This window comes from Paenibacillus sp. OV219, assembly GCF_900110075.1.
Taxonomy (GTDB): Bacteria; Bacillota; Bacilli; order Paenibacillales; family Paenibacillaceae; genus Paenibacillus_Z.
This window is the reverse complement of sequence record NZ_FOCJ01000018.1, coordinates 1-16,297: the sequence shown is the minus strand read 5'-3', so window position 1 is coordinate 16,297 and position 16,297 is coordinate 1. Positions and strand designations below refer to the sequence as shown.

Below are 16,297 nucleotides of genomic sequence, written 5' to 3'. Positions count from 1 at the left end.
GTGGGAAATCGCGGGCATAGGCCCGCGATTTCGATTTGGCTGCTACGAAAGCAGCCCATATGTGGTCTAGATACCGGCGTTCTTGAAGAGTGTGCTAATCGAGCCGCCTTCAAGAATAATGCGTGTAGTCTCTGCCAATATCGGTGCAACCGAGAGGATTGTAAACCGGTCGGAATGATCCTCCGGCAATGCAATCGTGTCGGTTACGATGACTTCTTTAATATTCGGGTGATCCAATCGCTGCAGCGCAGGTCCGGAGAAGAGCGGGTGTGTCGCGCACACATATACATCTTCAGCACCGCGTTCTTTCAAACCTTCAACGACATTCACGATCGTGGTGCCCGTATCAATCAGGTCCTCGATAATAATCGGTGTTTGACCTGTTACATCACCGATAACATGCGTGATGACAGATTCGTTATGCGCCGGACGTTTCTTAATCATGATCGCGAACGGTGCATCCAAATAGTTAGCCAGCTTCTCGGCAGTCGAGGCGCGGCCAGCATCCGGAGAAACAACAACCGGATTCTTAATATTTTTCGATTTCAAATGATCACTGATCAGATCAAGACCTGTCAGATGATCCACAGGGATGTTGAAGAAGCCTTGGATCGCAGGTGCATGAAGATCGATCGTGATAACGCGGTTCGCTCCAACAGTCGTAAGCACGTCCGCAAGCATTTTAGCCGAGATCGGTTCACGCGGAGCAGCCTTGCGCTCTTGACGTGCATAGCCGTAATACGGAACGATGATGTTGACAGTACGTGCGGAAGCACGCTTCGCCGCATCAATCATTACGAGCAGCTCGACGAAATGATCATTGATTGGGTGCGAGAACGACTGTACAAGGAAGACGTCACAGTTACGGATCGTTTCCTCATAGTGAACGTAAATTTCACCGCTTTTGAAACGAGACAGTTTGATTTTACCGAGCTGCACACCAAGATTCTCACAGATCTGAGCAGCTAGTTTGGGATTCGAGGAACCCGAGAAAATACGTAGCTTGTCGCTAAACAAAATTATACCCTCCTGAGCGATTAGACCACTTTAATTTAAATGCTAACAAAAACCGATTCTTTCGACACCATTCATTATACATGGAAATCTTCATAATTCAAAAATCAATCAAAAGCACTATAGACTGGCTAATCTCCGCCAATTGCCTGAACTCGGCCTTATGCAACTTCTCTCGCGGTTTGTCCGCATTGTTTGAACATTGTATGTCAAAATGCCATAGAAACCGAGCTCTCGTCATGGAGGCTCGGTTTCGAGGAAGCAGCTGCCTGTCATTGTACTAGGAAGACTGCTTCGATTTATTATGCCGACGATTCAGCTCGGCCATGATTTCATCCATCGATAGTCCGCGTTCACGGAACAGCACCATCAAGTGGAAGATAAGGTCACTGGCTTCGCAGCGAAGCTCATCATTATCTTTGTTCTTCGCAGCAATGATGACTTCAGCCGACTCTTCGCCAACTTTCTTCAGAATCTTATCGACGCCCTTCTCGAATAGATACGTCGTATACGCGCCTTCTGGACGCTCGATATATCGCTGTGCAATCGTCGCTTCCAGCTGGTTCAGCATCGCGAAGCGATCGCCCGTCTGCAGCAGCTCGCCACCGACAACAGCAGCGCCTTTCACGCCTTCAACCGCATTCGTGAAGCAGCTGTACGTACCGTTGTGGCAAGCTGGTCCGTTCTGATCAACGCGTACAAGCAGTGTATCTCCGTCGCAATCATAATGCATAGATACAATGCGCTGCGTGTTGCCACTTGTTGCGCCTTTATGCCACAGCTCACCTCGCGAACGGCTCCAGAACCACGTCTCTCCCGTCTCGATGGAGCGCGCATAGGATTCCTCATTCATGTACGCCATCATAAGCACTTCTTTGCTAACTGCATCCTGCACGATGGCAGGGACCAGTCCCGCTTCGTTCCATTTGATCGAATTTAAACTTGTACTCACCTGATCTCGACTCCCTTCAGCCGCAAATCATCCTTCACTTCGCGGATCGTCATCTCTTTGTAGTGGAATATCGTTGCTGCAAGGCCCGCATCTGCATGCCCTTGCTGGAATACATCGTAGAAATGCTCTACCCTGCCCGCTCCGCCTGAAGCGATAACCGGTATGCTGAGCGATTCGGACACCGCCTGCGTCAGCTTAATGTCGAAGCCGTCCTTCGTGCCGTCCGCATCCATACTCGTTAGCAGAATCTCTCCTGCGCCGAGCAACTCAACTTCCTTCGCCCAAGCTAGAGCCTTAATGCCTGTCGCCGTCCGACCGCCGTGCGTGTACACTTCCCATTCGCCCCATGCCGGATTGTACTTCGCGTCGATCGCTACGACGATGCACTGAGAGCCGAACTTCCGCGCGCCGTCCTTCACGAGATCACGGTTCTTTACCGCTGCCGTGTTAATGCCGATCTTGTCAGCACCGGCGCGAAGCAGCCGCTTCATGTCATCAACATGCGAGATGCCGCCGCCTACAGTGAACGGAATTGTAATTTCGCCGGCTGTCCGTTTGACTACTTCGATCATCGTCGCCCTGCCTTCTACCGAGGCAGAAATATCAAGGAAAACAAGCTCGTCCGCGCCTTCCTTGTCGTAAATCGCCGCAAGCTCCACCGGATCGCCGGCATCGCGCAAATTGACGAAATTAACACCTTTCACAACGCGTCCGTCTTTGACATCAAGACATGGAATAATACGTTTGGCTAGCATGAATATGCCGCCTCCCTTCTCTTACAGGCTCGATACGTGAGCAATAACCACTCGCACGTTTAACGAACCGTTTCTCGCGCTCCCGTTAATGCAAGAAAATTACGCAGCAGGCTCATGCCGAGCTCGCCGCTCTTCTCCGGATGAAACTGCATGCCATACACGTTGCCGCGGCCGACAATCGCCGTCACTTGTCCATTGTAGTCCGTTGTCGCGAGCAGATCTGAGGACCGCTCAGGCTTCGCATGGAACGAATGAACGAAGTAGACATGGCCCGGAGTTAGTCCATCGAACAGCGGACCTTGCTGCTTGAATTCGAGCTTGTTCCAGCCCATATGAGGCACCTTGAAATCACCTTGGAAACGAATGACCTTACCCGGCAGCAAGCCAAGCCCTTCGTGGCGGCCATACTCCTCGCTCTCGCTGAACAGCAGCTGCATGCCGAGGCAGATACCGAGCAGCGGCTTGCCGGACGACGCGTAAAACTTCGTCACTTCATCAAGGCCGGTGTTCTGCAAGTTCTGCATCGCATCGCCGAAAGCGCCAACCCCCGGCAATATCGCACCGTCCGCCTCCATAATCTCTTTCGCATCAGCCGTAATGATTGTCTCGTAGCCGAGCCGCTCAACCGCTTTGCTGACGCTGTGGAGGTTACCCATGCCGTAATCGATGATCGCGATCATCCTACAGCACTCCTTTCGTCGAAGGCACTCCTTGCACACGCGGATCAATGCTTGTCGCCTCATCGAGCGCGCGGCCAAGCGCCTTGAATACCGCCTCGATCATGTGATGCGTGTTCGTGCCGTAGTGCACGATCACGTGCAGCGTCATGCGCGCTTCAAGCGCGAGCTTCCACAGAAACTCATGCACAAGCTCCACTTGGAAGCTGCCCACTTGCTGGGACGGATACTGCGCACGGTATTCAAAATGTGGACGGTTGCTGATGTCGATCACGACCTGTGCAAGCGCCTCATCCATCGGCACGAATACCGAAGCATATCGCTTAATGCCGCGTTTGTCGCCAAGCGCCTCGCGGATCGTCTGGCCGAGGCAGATGCCGATATCCTCAACCGTGTGGTGATCGTCGATATCCACGTCGCCTACCGCCTCGACTTCAAGATCGAATTGACCATGCTTCGTGAACAAATCGAGCATGTGATTCAGGAATGGCACGTCAGTCTCGAGCTTCGATACGCCGCTGCCATCGATACCAAACGCCAGCTTAATGTCCGTTTCATTCGTTTTGCGCGCCACATCGGCTGCACGGGTCACGTTCTCTGCCATGAAAACATCCTTCTTTCCAGTTAGCCTATATTTTGACGGTGTGCATAAGCTTATCGCTTAACGCTCCCGCTCCAAACGAATTTCAATCGCTCTCGCATGCGCTTCAAGACCTTCATGACGAGCAAGCGTCATAATTTGGTCGCCGCTTGCAAGCAGAGCGTCTTTGCTATAGTAGATTAGGCTCGATTTCTTGACGAAATCGTCGACGTTCACAGGCGAGGAGAACCGCGCTGTGCCATTCGTTGGCAGAATATGATTCGGTCCGGCAAAATAATCTCCAACCGGTTCCGAGCTGTACGGGCCAACGAATATCGCGCCAGCGTTCTCGATCCGGCCAAGCAGCGCCATCGGCTCTACCGTCATAATCTCAAGATGCTCCGGCGCCATCCGGTTAACGGCATCGATCGCTTCATTCATGGACTCGGCGATCAGAATCGCGCCGTAGTCGGCAATAGACTGTCTCGCCGTCCCTTCGCGAGGAAGCGTCGCAAGCTGGCGCTCCACTTCTGCGGCAACGGCATCGCCGAGCTTCTCTGACGTCGTCACGAGAATCGCCGACGCCATCTCATCATGCTCCGCCTGCGACAGCAGATCAGCTGCGACGTAGGCAGGGTCGGCCGTTTCATCCGCTAGCACGACAATCTCACTCGGACCGGCAATGCTGTCAATGGCGACAACGCCGAATACCGAGCGCTTCGCTAGTGCAACGTAGATGTTGCCGGGACCGCAGATTTTGTCGACCGGCGGGATTGTATCCGTACCGTAAGCGAGCGCGGCAACCGCCTGCGCACCGCCGACGCGGTACATCTCTTTCACGCCCGCTTCCGCAGCCGCGACGAGAATGTACGGGTCAATGCCGGCTTTGCCGCCCGTTGCCGGAGGCGTCACCATAACGATCTCAGGCACGCCCGCGACCTGTGCTGGAATGACATTCATCAGCACCGAGGACGGATAGGCTGCCTTGCCCCCAGGTACATAGACGCCAACTCGCTTCAGCGGACGCAGCAGCTGACCGAGCATCGTGCCATCAGGCTGAACGTCAACCCACGACTGGCGCAGCTGCTTCTCGTGAAACTTGCGAATATTCACCGCTGCTTCACGGATCGCGGTCAGGAACGCTGCATCGACATGGTCGTAGGCGGCCTGAATCTCGCTTTCTGTGACGCGCAGCTGATTCGCGTCCAAGCTAACTCGGTCATGTTGCTCCGTAAAGCGCAGCAATGCCGCATCTCCTTCGGTTCGCACCGCATCGACGATTTGGCGAACCGATTCATTTTGCTCCGGTGACCCGTAGTCCACCTTACGCGTTAAGCCAAACTGCTCCGCACGCAGCTTACGCATACGCCATCCACTCCCTTCACGCTTCCACGCTATCTATCTAGCTGCGTTCGCTGCAATCGCATGCTGCAGCTTATCGCATAAGCTCTGAATCGCATCGTTCTTCATCCGGTAGCTGACCCGGTTCGCAATGAGTCGGCTCGTAATGCCGAAGATTTGCTCCATCTCCACAAGGCCGTTCTCGCGCAGCGTCTGGCCGGTCTCAACCATATCGACAATCCGGTCTGCAAGCCCAATTAGTGGAGCTAGCTCGATTGAGCCGTTCAGCTTGATCACTTCAACCTGCTGCCCCAGCTCGCGGAAATACTGCGACGCCACATTCGGATATTTCGTCGCCACCCGCGGATGAATGACCGGCTTCCAATCCGGTAGTCCGATCACGGACATGCGGCATTTGGCAATGCCAAGGTCAAGCAGCTCGTAGACGTCCTTGTTCTCTTCCATCAAGACGTCCTTACCAACAATACCGATATCGGCAACGCCGTACTCCACATACGTTGGCACATCGACCGGTTTCGCCATAATGAACGACATTCCCGCTTCCGGCAGCTCGATAATGAGCTTGCGCGTATCGTCGAAGTCGCTCGGAATCGGCACGCCCGCTTCGCGGAACAGCTTTGACGCTACTTTATAGATGCGTCCCTTCGGCATCGCAACCTTCAGTAGCTCGCGCCCTCCGTTAATACTCATTTCGCTGTCCCTCCTTGTGCGCCGCCGAAGTAGGTTAGCAGCTTCGTAAACGTAACACCTTTATATTGCAATGGACCGCCATCCGCCGCATTAACTGCATCTTGCGTTGCCTGCTGAGCCGCTGCATCCATACGTTCTGTCACGACAACAACTGCCGTAGACTCCTCCGTTGATTCACGCAATTCACGCGCTTTCGCCAAAGCATCCTGCCGGCCCTCAACGTCATAGCCGATAAGAATCTTCTGCTCCGCCGTTTCTCCAGCCGCGTCACCGATAAGCTCCAGAATGCGCGTCGTCTTAATCGCGAAGCCTGTCGCCGGCGCAGGACGCCCGAACTGCTGGAGCAGATTATCATAACGACCGCCGCTTGCTACTGGGAATCCCAGATCCGCCGCATAGCCTTCAAACGTCATGCCTGTATAATATTTAAAATCACCAATCATCGTCAGGTCGATCAGCACATGCTCGCGAACTCCATATGCGTCCAGCACATCCCACATCTCACACAGATGCTTGATGGATGCCTGTGCCGTCACATCTAGGCTAAGCGCCATCGCTTGATCGCAAACTTCCTGCCCGCCGCGCAGACGGATAATGCCCTCAAGCTCAAGGCGCATTTGCTCCGACAGCGTCAAGCCGCGCAAGCATTCTCTATAGCCGACATAGTCACGTCCGAGCAGATAAGCTTTCAGCTCTTCCTGCGCTTCCGGTGCCCCTTGCAGCGCCTCTTCGAACAGCCCGTTCAAGAAGCCGACATGGCCAATCGCAATTTTGAAGCGGCTGACACCGGCTGCTTTGAGCGATGCAATTGCCAGCGCAACAACCTCCGCATCAGCCTCAGCAGAAGCATCACCGACTAGTTCCACGCCTGTTTGGAAGAACTCAGCTTCACGTCCCGCTTCCTCTTCAATCGCACGGAACACGTTCGAATGATAGGACAGCCGGATCGGGAATTGCACATCCTTCAATACAGAAGCGACAACCCGCGCGATCGGAGCCGTCATATCGGAGCGGAGTACGAGTGTTGTACCCCGGTTATTCAGCAGCTTGAACAGCTTCTGATCTGACGTTGAACTCGCAACGCCAACTGTATCGTAATATTCCATTGTAGGCGTCATGATTTGCTCGTAGCCCCATGAGCTCATGCAAGCCAATACCTGATTCTCGATTTGTCTTAGTTTCACAACCGCATGCGGCAAATAATCTTTGACCCCAATCGGTTTCTCAAACACCTTCGGTTTGGACACGAAATTCACCGCCGACACTTTAGTTTATTAACGTGTTACCATATTACCATACTGCCAAAATAAAGGATTAGTCGTAATAATACCATGTGCCCATCTATCCGTCAATACAGCATTTTCCTGTATAACATGCCCAATTGGTAACCTTCAGCCGCAGCTCTTCCTGAATATTCGGCGTCTATGCTTGTCCTCCCAAACGTTAACCAGCGACCGCATAAGCACAAGTCCAATCAACGCTGTACCGAATACCCCCATTTGGATAAAGAAAAGGGGCGTCTCCTTCTCCGTCTCCGAAGAGTGACCCCCCTGTTTCATGAGCTGGATCAAGGTATCTGGATTATCGTCGATGCCTCCAGCGTTCACGCGGTAACCATTCGTTTGGCCTCCCGCGTTAATACCGCTCTTCACTGTGAATGTAATGTGGATCCCAAGCTTGCGGCAAATATCCAGCACCTGCTTGTTATAAGCGCCATACGGGAATGCAACAATTTTATCTTCATCAATCCCGAGCTTCTGCGACAAAATCGTATTCGCTTCCGCCAAATCCGACGTGACCCGCTTCCGGTATTCCTTTGCCGTTTCCTTGCGGTGCTTTGCCTTCAGATACATCGGTGACGCGAGCGCCGGCTTCTGTCGTTTACCTGTACCATCATAGGCGACATAGAGATGTGAATCAAAGGTATGGTTATAGAAATCGTAACCGCTCTTATGCATCTCCTCTACCTGCTGCCAGTTCAGCTTCTGTATGCCAATATGATGCGGATTGCCAATCGTGTTCACAATCAGGAAATTCGTTGCTGGTACATGATATTTCTTTAGTACCGGATACGTATCCGTGTAATACGATTCATAACCATCATCGAAAGTCATCAGAACCGCATTATCTGGAACAGGAGCCCCATGCAAAATAAACTGCTCATACTGCTTCATCGTAATCCAGTGGAAGTCATCCGCCTTCATCATCGACAGCTGTTGCTCAAATTTTCTCAGTGGCAGCGCCTTATCATCCTTAGGCACCGCAGCAACCTCATGGTACATCAGCACAATAACCTTATTGCTGTAGTACGTCTCCCGCTGCGGTGAAGCACTGCTTCTGCGCCTTGCTGTCGCACGATTCCCTGCTGCTACTCTTCTTTCTACATTGCCCCGGTTAGCCGATGTAGTTGTCCGCGATAAATACGTACGCCCTTTAACATGCATGTAATAGCCACCTGTACAAATTGCCGCCACGATGAATAATAGCCAAATCGCAATCAGTTTACGATTCATGAGACCCTACCCCTTATTCATTTCCGAATGTCTCTGATGGGATTTCCGCCGACAAAAGCACCTGCAGGCACATTTTTATGCACGACTGAGCCCGCTGCTATAACCGCTCCGTCGCCTATGGTCACGCCGGGAAGAATCGTCGTATTCGCGCCGATCATCACATTCGCTCCGATCCGCACCTCACCAAGCCGATACTCCTTAATCAAATACTCATGGGTAAGTATCGTCGTATTGTAGCCTATGATTGAATTATCGCCGACAGAAATCTTCTCGGGGAAGAACACGTCCACCATCACCATAAGCGCAAAAGCGCAGTGGCGCCCTACCTGCATGCCGAGCACATGCCGGTAGATCCAATTTTTCACCGGCAGAGACGGACAGTAGCGCGCCACTTGTATGAACACGAAATTGCGAATTGCTTTTACCCGTCTGACCGTACGATACACTTGCCACAAGGCGTTTGGCCCTTCGACCGGATAGCGTTCAACATTTCTCAAGGAGCTTTACTCCAATCCCACGAATGCGTACAAATCGCGCATGTCATGAATAATATGACGCGCCCCGCTCTCCCTCAGCTTCGCCTCGCCTTTCAAAGACCATGCCACACCAACCGAGATGACACCAGCCGCTTCAGCAGATTCGATATCCACACCGCTGTCGCCAACCATCATCGTCGTCCTCGGATCAGCGCCTAGCAGATCAAGCGCTCTCTGCACCGGTTCAGGGTGTGGCTTCGGATGCACTACATCTTCAATCGTCACGATCGCCCCAGGCTCCACGTATTCATACAATTTGACGTAACGAAGGCCACGCTCTGTCGTCAGCCGCATCTTCGTCGTCACAATCCCGATTCGGATGCCCGCTCCATGCAGCTTCGCAAACACTTCCCTTACGTACGGAAAAGCTGTCACATAATCGTCGTGCATCTTCAGATTGATTTCACGATAGGCGGCAACCAAGTCTGTCACATCTTCACGGCCAGAGAACAGCTGCATTTGTTTCGTTAGCGGCTGCCCCATGCTCGGAATAATATGTTCACGGTCAAACTCCGGAGACACAATTCCCTTTAGCGAGTGAATAAACGATTGAATAATCAGCTCATTCGTATCCATAATCGTACCGTCCAGATCAAACAGCATTGTCTTAATCGTTGTTGTCATGCTAATTGTGTTACTCCTTTATTGTTGTGTCACTGCCTGCTTCTTCCGACTGCTTCTTCACGTCCGGACGGCTCTCTGCAGGAACAGATGTCTGCCTAGCGGTTACTTCTGTACTAGCAGGAAGGCCTGTTTTATAGTTAATAATCGGATCGCTGTAACGCACTTTCGCTTCGCCCGTCGTACGACGGCCAATAATTAGCGTAATTGCAGCAATAATAAGCAGAACGGAAATCAGCTGAGAAATACGGATATTTCCTTCAGCAGGGTTCAAATACCCAGTATCGAATCCGAAGAGCTTCATTGGTGACCAGATTGCATCCATTACCTTTGCTGCCCATGCAGCGCCGTGGAATGCAAGACTATCCGTACGGAGGCCTTCGATGAAGAAACGTCCGATTGAATACCAGATGAAGTAGCTGAACAGCAATTCACCAGCGCGCAGGAATTGGCGTCGACGAATGACGAGCAGCAGGATCAAGCCGAGCAGGTTCCAAAGCGACTCATACAGGAATGTCGGGTGATGAAACAAGCTGTCCGTATCGATATACATCTGGTTGACAATCCAGTTCGGCAGATGAAGCGTGTTACGCAGAAACGATTCTTCGACGGGTCCGCCGAACGCTTCTTGATTGACGAAGTTTCCCCAACGTCCGATCATTTGTCCCGCAATGAGCGAAGGCGCACAGATATCAGCAACACGCCAGAAGCTAAACCCTTTGACGCGGAAATAAATTACACCGCAGGCGAATGCCCCAATAAGCGCTCCATAGATCGCAATACCACCATGCCAGATCTTGAATACGTCCAGCGGATTACCCTTATATTCATCCCAAGTAAACATGACATAGTAAATTCGCGCGCCAACAATCGCAGATGGCACGCCTAGCAGCAGCAAATCCATGAAAAAGTCCGGCGACAAGCCGAACCGTCTGCCTTCTCGAACGGCAAGGAGCAAGCCTACAAGCGCAGCTGTTCCTAGAATAATACCGTACCAGTGGACACTAATGGCGCCAATGGAAAAAGCAACAGGATCTAATCGTAATCCAAACATAAGTCACAGGCTCCTTCTCTCACATAAATAATCTACAGAATGTAAAAGCTTCTCACTCATTCATTTCTGTATGACATCGCACAAAACTTATTGCCTATTATAATAGGGCAACTATCAATCAAAATCGTCCGCGTCTTCTGCAATGGTCTCCGTCAGCTTGTTCGTAAATTGCAGCGCTGCGTTGTAGCCCATCCGCTTCAAGCGGAAGTTCATGGCTGCCACTTCAATAATGACCGCCAAGTTTCGACCTGGACGAACCGGAACCGTTACAATCGGAACATCAGTATCAATGATTCGTGTCGTTTCTTCGTCAAGACCGAGGCGGTCGTACTGCTTGTCCGCTTGCCAGTTCTCAAGCTTAATAACGACGCTAATCCGCTTCATATTGCGGACTGCACCAGCACCGAACAATGTCATAACGTTAATAATGCCTAGTCCTCGAATTTCAAGCAAATGGCGAATGAGCTCAGGCGCCGTTCCGTGCAGTTGACCATCCGAAGTTTGGCGAATTTCAACCGCATCATCCGCTACCAGGCGATGGCTTCGTTTCACAAGCTCAAGTGCCGTCTCACTCTTACCAATGCCACTGCCGCCGGTGATGAGCATCCCAACACCATACACATCGACAAGAACGCCGTGAATCGTAGCGGATGGAGCAAGCTTACGCTCTAGGAAGTTCGTTATCCGGCTCAGGAAAATCGTCGTTGCCGCATTGCTGCGTAGTACCGGAATTTGCTTCTGGTTTGACAGCTCAATCAGCTCGGCTGGCGCTTCCATGCCGCGTGTAATAATGAAACATGGCGTTTCCTCATCACACAGTCGCTCCATGCGATCCATACGCTCCTGCTTGCTCAGCGTATCCATGAAAGTCAGTTCAGTTCGTCCTAGAATTTGTACCCGTTCTTTCGGATAATACTCAAAATAGCCTGCCATCTCCAGACCAGGGCGCGACAAATCGTCAACAGTAATGCTGCGGCGCAGCCCATCTTCACCGCTTAATATTTCGAGTTGAAATTGACTGATTAGCTCAGATACTTTCACTTTTTTAGCCATCGGTTGATCTCCTCAGAAGTCGCAGCCAGCTACGATATTTTTATGTAACGAATTAACTATTCAGCTATTGTTATCGTAACGAAAATACGCAATAAAAACAACCGCCCGATTCGTGATCGGGCGGTTGTCTGTAAAGGCTCAGCGCCTTATCAATTATGCTTCGAATACGTTTAGTTCTGTCTCTTTGTCGAAGACATGAACTTTGTTCATATCAAGAGCAAGCTTCACGTTAGCACCTTCTTTAACACCGGAGCGGCCGTCAACACGTGCGATTACAGTGTCTTTACCAAGACCGTTCAGGTACAAGAACATTTCGTGACCAAGGTTCTCAGCAACTTCAACGTGAGCGTTCACGATTGTTTGCGGGGAAGCCTCGTGGAATACTGGCTCTTCATGCAGATCCTCTGGACGGATACCAAGAATGATCTCTTTGCCGATCAGACCTTTTTCACGCAATTGTGCAGCTTTTCCTTCTGGAACAAGAACATCAATGTTTGTCGATTTGAAGCGAGCAACGCCGCCGCCTTCAGACACTGTACCAGTGATGAAGTTCATCGAAGGTGCACCGATAAAGCCTGCTACGAAGATGTTTACTGGGTGGTTGTACAGCTCTTCTGGGGAAGCAGCTTGTTGAATGATACCGTCTTTCATAACAACGATACGGTCACCCATTGTCATAGCTTCGATTTGGTCATGCGTTACGTAGATAACAGTTGTTTCAAGACGTTTAGCAAGCTTGGAGATCTCTGCGCGCATTTGGCCACGAAGTTTAGCGTCCAAGTTGGAAAGCGGCTCATCCATCAAGAATACTTGTGGTTCACGAACGATCGCACGGCCTAGGGCAACACGCTGACGTTGACCACCGGAAAGTGCTTTTGGTTTACGCTCAAGCAAGTGCTCGATATCAAGAATTTTAGCAGCTTCACGAACGCGCTTGTCGATCTCTGCTTTTTTGAATTTACGAAGTTTCAAACCAAAAGCCATGTTTTGGTATACGTTCATATGTGGGTACAACGCATAGGATTGGAATACCATCGCGATATCGCGATCTTTAGGTGCAACGTCATTTACAAGACGCTCGCCGATGAACAGTTTACCTTCAGAGATTTCTTCCAGACCAGCGATCATACGAAGAGTTGTGGATTTACCGCAACCGGATGGGCCGACAAGAACCAAGAATTCTTTGTCTTTAATGTCAAGGTTGAAATCTTTTACGGAAGCGAGATCAGTACCCGCGTATTTTTTGTAAACATGCTCTAAGCGTACACCAGCCATTTGTATTTCCCCCTAAACGGAATAGTCTTTCAATACATTTAGTGTATATCAGCGACCTCACAATGACTATGCACATACTTTACAAAAAAACTACGACCTTTTCGTCACTTTGTACAATAGCAAAATTATTTTGACGAGAACTGCATCGCGGAACTGCCGCACATCCAGTTCGGTCTCCTGTTTGAGCTTATCCAGTCTGTACAGCAACGTATTGCGGTGAATATAGAGCTTCTTCGCAGTTTCACTGACATTGCAATCAAGTGAGAAGAATGTTTCAAGCGTCGTAAGAATTTCCGGCTCTAGAAAAGCATCCTTACGCTTTAGCGCCTGCTCCACGAATTTGATCCGCTGTGTCTCCGGGATCGTATCGAGTAGACGTTCAAGATGCAGCAACCAAGGGAGATGTATATTGGTACCGACATGGAACGTTCGTCCGAGATGAACGGTTTCCCGCAGCAATGCGGTTGTGTTGACAATCGAACTTGTCGGAGAAATCGGCTGAGCGACCGCGAGATGACACTCACCGATCCATTCACTAGAAAGCATCTCGTGCAGGCCAGATACGATGGATGTTAAGCTCTCCTCCACCGTCTCCTCGATTTCATCATCCCGTTCCTCGAGCTGTGCATCATGAATTATCGAAATAGGCCCTAGAATCAACCATTCCTGCTCTTTAATCGGAATAATGATAACCTCTTCAGCGAGAAAAGTGCGCAGCAGCTTCTCTAGCTCACTGTAGCTTGCTCGTCCTGATTCAGCCTGCTCACATACGAGTAAGAACGGAATCATGGAGGAGAACAGTCTTCCTCTCGACATGAGGCGATCCGGCAGCTGCTGCTTCGGTTCCTCCGCCTCCAGCTGTTCTTCAATCCAAGCGCCAAGCTCACGAGCATAGCGCTCCGACTCAGGTATACCCTCAAAGCTCTTTGTCTTCTCAGCGAGCATTTGAGATAATGTCCAACTCATAAGCCGCATTTCCTTCTCAGACAAACGCTCACGTTCCACTTCAAGCAGATTGACGAACTGCGATCCTACATCTAGCAGAAACCATACAACGCCCTCAGGACCAATCACATAACCGCCAGTTGTAACCGCATTCGGCTTTTGTTGATTATTAAGAGTAATACGATCTTCTATAATCATGTTCCAATCTTGAATTGGCAGCTGCAACTCACGGACTGGGCAATCCAGGACAGCTTGCAGTTGCTTGATCCACTTTGCTTCACTCATCGGCTTGCCCCTATCCTACACGCGCTTCATGCGCTTTTTTGGCTCATTGTACCACACAATGTACAGAAAAAAGTGCTTTTTTGCACATTGTACCATAGATTAGGCGGTTCGATCAGCTTAGAGCGAGTAAGATGACGATAGACAGCAAGGAGAAGAGCGCCGCGACCAAATAGATGAATGAGACAGTTTGGATCTGCGTAAGTCCCCATCTCATCAGTACGTGATGTGTATGCAGCTTATCGGCGCGATGAAGTCCTTTTCCAGAGAGCAATCTGCGAATCATCACAACAGCCGTATCGAGAATCGGTACGCCAAGCGCAAGCAGCGGTACAGCAACGCTCACAAGTGTTGCGCTTTTGAATGCTCCATCTACAGCAGTAACGGCCAACGCATAACCGAGAAACGCAGCACCGGCGTCCCCCATAAATATCCGCGCAGGATAGAAGTTATATATAAGAAAAGCCAGACATGCCCCCACCAAAATAACTGCCAACAGAGCCGTTGGATATTGATGCTTCAACAACGCCGCCACAAAGAGCGTCAATGATGATAAGGTGGACACTCCTGAGGCTAGCCCATCTACACCGTCTATGAAATTAATCATATTAATGAGCGCAAATACCCAAATAATCGAGCTAATCACTTCCAGCCAGAATGGAAAATCAATCGTGCCGTGCAAGCCCGATAAACCTTGTATGCGAATATCAAATAACAGTGGAATAATGGAAGCTACAATATAAACAACTACACGTGGCCACACCGGAAACTCATTGCCGTTTGCCTTCGCCGCATCATCTGCAAGTCCAATGACGACAAGAATAAAGCCTCCGATGCCAATCGTCATGCTGAGTGGTGTGGCTCCTTGAAAAAGAAACAGCGTAACAACTACACCTACATAAAGTGCAGCTCCACCCATCAATGGAATTGGCGTCCGGTGGATTTTGCGGGCAGAAGGACGGTCCACGAATCCCATCCGAAGCGCATATTTTCGAAGAATCGGTACTAATACCGCAACAATTACAAAACACAACAGTGCAGATAACAGGAAATCCATTGTCTCTAATAACCCCCTGAAGCAGCCTTTGTGTTCAGTTTGCCCGTAGCAGTATGAATTACTCAGAGCTTTGAAAACAACAAAAAACCTGCTGGCGCACGGCCTACAGGTTGAATAAGTATCGAAATGGTGAGCCATGTAGGACTCGAACCTACGACACCCTGATTAAAAGTCAGGTGCTCTACCAACTGAGCTAATGGCTCTCTTGAAGAGAATGGTGGAGGGCGATGGATTTGAACCACCGAACCCGAAGGAAGAGATTTACAGTCTCCCGCGTTTGGCCACTTCGCTAGCCCTCCATGAAACATGGTGGCTCGGGACGGAATCGAACCGCCGACACGAGGATTTTCAGTCCTCTGCTCTACCAACTGAGCTACCGAGCCTTAATTATTAAGTTAAATGGCGGAGCCGACGGGATTCGAACCCGCGGTCTCCTGCGTGACAGGCAGGCATGTTGGGCCACTACACCACGGCTCCGCATTTAAAAAAATATGGTGGAGGCTGACGGGATCGAACCGCCGACCCTCTGCTTGTAAGGCAGATGCTCTCCCAGCTGAGCTAAGCCTCCATATAGGTGTGGTAGCGGCGAAGGGACTCGAACCCCCGACCCTCCGGGTATGAACCGAATGCTCTAGCCAGCTGAGCTACACCGCCACACAATTGCCTCAAGTAATGCTTGTCCATTATGACTGAGGCAGCCATAAAGATCAGGTCAAAACGTCACCAAACGTTTCAGCAAATCGCTTCTGAATACTCGCGCTTGTCGATTATTCATCAGTTGATTGCGCCCTGAAAACTGGATACGAACCTTTGCGAAGGTTTCTTGCTTTAGCTGATTTCACTTATTTAGGATAAGCCCTCGACCGATTAGTATTCGTCAGCTGCACACGTTGCCGCGCTTCCACCTCGAACCTATCAACCTGATCGTCTT

General features: G+C 50.6%; 16 protein-coding genes, 6 tRNA genes and 1 rRNA gene. All 23 read right to left on the bottom strand.

The features are described from left to right. Positions 1-66: 66 nt before the first annotated feature. Entirely contained in the window at positions 67-1,017 is a 951-nt protein-coding gene (locus BMY11_RS27340) for a ribose-phosphate diphosphokinase (protein WP_090583439.1), read from the bottom strand. Positions 1,018-1,294: 277 nt separating this feature from the next. Further along, on the bottom strand, positions 1,295-1,966 hold the full coding sequence (gene hisIE / locus BMY11_RS27335; protein ID WP_090583437.1) for a bifunctional phosphoribosyl-AMP cyclohydrolase/phosphoribosyl-ATP diphosphatase HisIE: 672 nt from the start codon (positions 1,964-1,966) through the stop codon (positions 1,295-1,297). Beyond that, positions 1,963-2,721: an imidazole glycerol phosphate synthase subunit HisF gene (gene hisF, locus BMY11_RS27330; RefSeq protein WP_090583435.1), complete on the bottom strand. Its 759-nt coding sequence runs from the start codon at positions 2,719-2,721 to the stop codon at positions 1,963-1,965. Before hisF ends, hisIE begins: the two co-directional genes overlap by 4 nt. A gap of 59 nt (positions 2,722-2,780) precedes the next feature. Beyond that, entirely contained in the window at positions 2,781-3,401 is a 621-nt protein-coding gene (gene hisH / locus BMY11_RS27325; RefSeq protein ID WP_090583433.1) for an imidazole glycerol phosphate synthase subunit HisH, read from the bottom strand. A 1-nt stretch (position 3,402) separates the two neighbouring features. Further along, positions 3,403-4,002: an imidazoleglycerol-phosphate dehydratase HisB gene (gene hisB / locus BMY11_RS27320; protein ID WP_090583431.1), complete on the bottom strand. Its 600-nt coding sequence runs from the start codon at positions 4,000-4,002 to the stop codon at positions 3,403-3,405. Between the two features lie 57 nt (positions 4,003-4,059). Then, on the bottom strand, positions 4,060-5,343 hold the full coding sequence (gene hisD, locus BMY11_RS27315) for a histidinol dehydrogenase (RefSeq protein ID WP_090583429.1): 1,284 nt from the start codon (positions 5,341-5,343) through the stop codon (positions 4,060-4,062). A gap of 33 nt (positions 5,344-5,376) precedes the next feature. Then, a complete protein-coding gene (gene hisG / locus BMY11_RS27310) occupies positions 5,377-6,030 on the bottom strand; it encodes an ATP phosphoribosyltransferase (RefSeq protein WP_090583428.1) in 654 nt (217 codons plus the stop codon). Next, positions 6,027-7,277 carry an ATP phosphoribosyltransferase regulatory subunit gene (locus BMY11_RS27305; protein WP_090583426.1) on the bottom strand — a complete coding sequence of 417 codons (1,251 nt, stop codon included), beginning with the start codon at positions 7,275-7,277 and terminating at the stop codon, positions 6,027-6,029. The genes hisG and BMY11_RS27305 overlap by 4 nt, the downstream gene beginning before the upstream one ends. Before the next feature lie 144 nt (positions 7,278-7,421). Beyond that, positions 7,422-8,543: a polysaccharide deacetylase family protein gene (locus BMY11_RS27300; RefSeq protein WP_256217802.1), complete on the bottom strand. Its 1,122-nt coding sequence runs from the start codon at positions 8,541-8,543 to the stop codon at positions 7,422-7,424. Between the two features lie 17 nt (positions 8,544-8,560). Continuing rightward, a complete protein-coding gene (locus BMY11_RS27295) occupies positions 8,561-9,040 on the bottom strand; it encodes an acyltransferase (protein ID WP_090583424.1) in 480 nt (159 codons plus the stop codon). Between the two features lie 6 nt (positions 9,041-9,046). Further along, positions 9,047-9,703, bottom strand: a complete 657-nt coding sequence (gene ppaX / locus BMY11_RS27290; RefSeq protein ID WP_090583422.1) for a pyrophosphatase PpaX — start codon at positions 9,701-9,703, stop codon at positions 9,047-9,049. A 10-nt stretch (positions 9,704-9,713) separates the two neighbouring features. Continuing rightward, positions 9,714-10,754 (bottom strand): prolipoprotein diacylglyceryl transferase, encoded by a 1,041-nt coding sequence (lgt, locus tag BMY11_RS27285; RefSeq protein ID WP_090583420.1) that lies wholly within the window; start codon positions 10,752-10,754, stop codon positions 9,714-9,716. Between the two features lie 114 nt (positions 10,755-10,868). Then, positions 10,869-11,807: an HPr(Ser) kinase/phosphatase gene (gene hprK, locus BMY11_RS27280; RefSeq protein ID WP_090583419.1), complete on the bottom strand. Its 939-nt coding sequence runs from the start codon at positions 11,805-11,807 to the stop codon at positions 10,869-10,871. Between the two features lie 153 nt (positions 11,808-11,960). Further along, complete coding sequence (locus BMY11_RS27275; protein WP_090583417.1) at positions 11,961-13,082, bottom strand: ABC transporter ATP-binding protein; 1,122 nt, start codon at positions 13,080-13,082, stop codon at positions 11,961-11,963. A gap of 90 nt (positions 13,083-13,172) precedes the next feature. Beyond that, a complete protein-coding gene (locus tag BMY11_RS27270; RefSeq protein ID WP_090583415.1) occupies positions 13,173-14,312 on the bottom strand; it encodes a PucR family transcriptional regulator in 1,140 nt (379 codons plus the stop codon). Between the two features lie 112 nt (positions 14,313-14,424). Continuing rightward, a complete protein-coding gene (locus BMY11_RS27265) occupies positions 14,425-15,366 on the bottom strand; it encodes an MraY family glycosyltransferase (protein ID WP_090583413.1) in 942 nt (313 codons plus the stop codon). A gap of 127 nt (positions 15,367-15,493) precedes the next feature. Beyond that, positions 15,494-15,569: transfer RNA gene (locus BMY11_RS27260), tRNA-Lys, on the bottom strand. 12 nt (positions 15,570-15,581) lie between these two features. Continuing rightward, a tRNA-Tyr gene (locus tag BMY11_RS27255) sits at positions 15,582-15,665 on the bottom strand. Between the two features lie 8 nt (positions 15,666-15,673). After that, a tRNA-Phe gene (locus BMY11_RS27250) sits at positions 15,674-15,749 on the bottom strand. Between the two features lie 17 nt (positions 15,750-15,766). Then, positions 15,767-15,843: transfer RNA gene (locus tag BMY11_RS27245), tRNA-Asp, on the bottom strand. 15 nt (positions 15,844-15,858) lie between these two features. After that, a tRNA-Val gene (locus BMY11_RS27240) sits at positions 15,859-15,934 on the bottom strand. Positions 15,935-15,943: 9 nt separating this feature from the next. Then, a tRNA-Met gene (locus tag BMY11_RS27235) sits at positions 15,944-16,020 on the bottom strand. A gap of 193 nt (positions 16,021-16,213) precedes the next feature. After that, positions 16,214-16,297 (bottom strand): 23S ribosomal RNA (locus BMY11_RS27230); the annotation flags it as partial.

What these genes read in the sequence shown, in the direction of transcription:
- hisH (WP_090583433.1), bottom strand. Translation starts at nt 3,401, where the DNA reads ATGATCGCGATCATCGATTACGGCATGGGTAACCTCCACAGCGTCAGC.
- BMY11_RS27265 (WP_090583413.1), bottom strand. Translation starts at nt 15,366, where the DNA reads ATGGATTTCCTGTTATCTGCACTGTTGTGTTTTGTAATTGTTGCGGTA.
- lgt (WP_090583420.1), bottom strand. Translation starts at nt 10,754, where the DNA reads ATGTTTGGATTACGATTAGATCCTGTTGCTTTTTCCATTGGCGCCATT.
- hisD (WP_090583429.1), bottom strand. Translation starts at nt 5,343, where the DNA reads ATGCGTAAGCTGCGTGCGGAGCAGTTTGGCTTAACGCGTAAGGTGGAC.
- BMY11_RS27275 (WP_090583417.1), bottom strand. Translation starts at nt 13,082, where the DNA reads ATGGCTGGTGTACGCTTAGAGCATGTTTACAAAAAATACGCGGGTACT.
- BMY11_RS27270 (WP_090583415.1), bottom strand. Translation starts at nt 14,312, where the DNA reads ATGAGTGAAGCAAAGTGGATCAAGCAACTGCAAGCTGTCCTGGATTGC.
- hisB (WP_090583431.1), bottom strand. Translation starts at nt 4,002, where the DNA reads ATGGCAGAGAACGTGACCCGTGCAGCCGATGTGGCGCGCAAAACGAAT.
- BMY11_RS27300 (WP_256217802.1), bottom strand. Translation starts at nt 8,543, where the DNA reads ATGAATCGTAAACTGATTGCGATTTGGCTATTATTCATCGTGGCGGCA.
- hisF (WP_090583435.1), bottom strand. Translation starts at nt 2,721, where the DNA reads ATGCTAGCCAAACGTATTATTCCATGTCTTGATGTCAAAGACGGACGC.
- hisG (WP_090583428.1), bottom strand. Translation starts at nt 6,030, where the DNA reads ATGAGTATTAACGGAGGGCGCGAGCTACTGAAGGTTGCGATGCCGAAG.
- hprK (WP_090583419.1), bottom strand. Translation starts at nt 11,807, where the DNA reads ATGGCTAAAAAAGTGAAAGTATCTGAGCTAATCAGTCAATTTCAACTC.
- ppaX (WP_090583422.1), bottom strand. Translation starts at nt 9,703, where the DNA reads ATGACAACAACGATTAAGACAATGCTGTTTGATCTGGACGGTACGATT.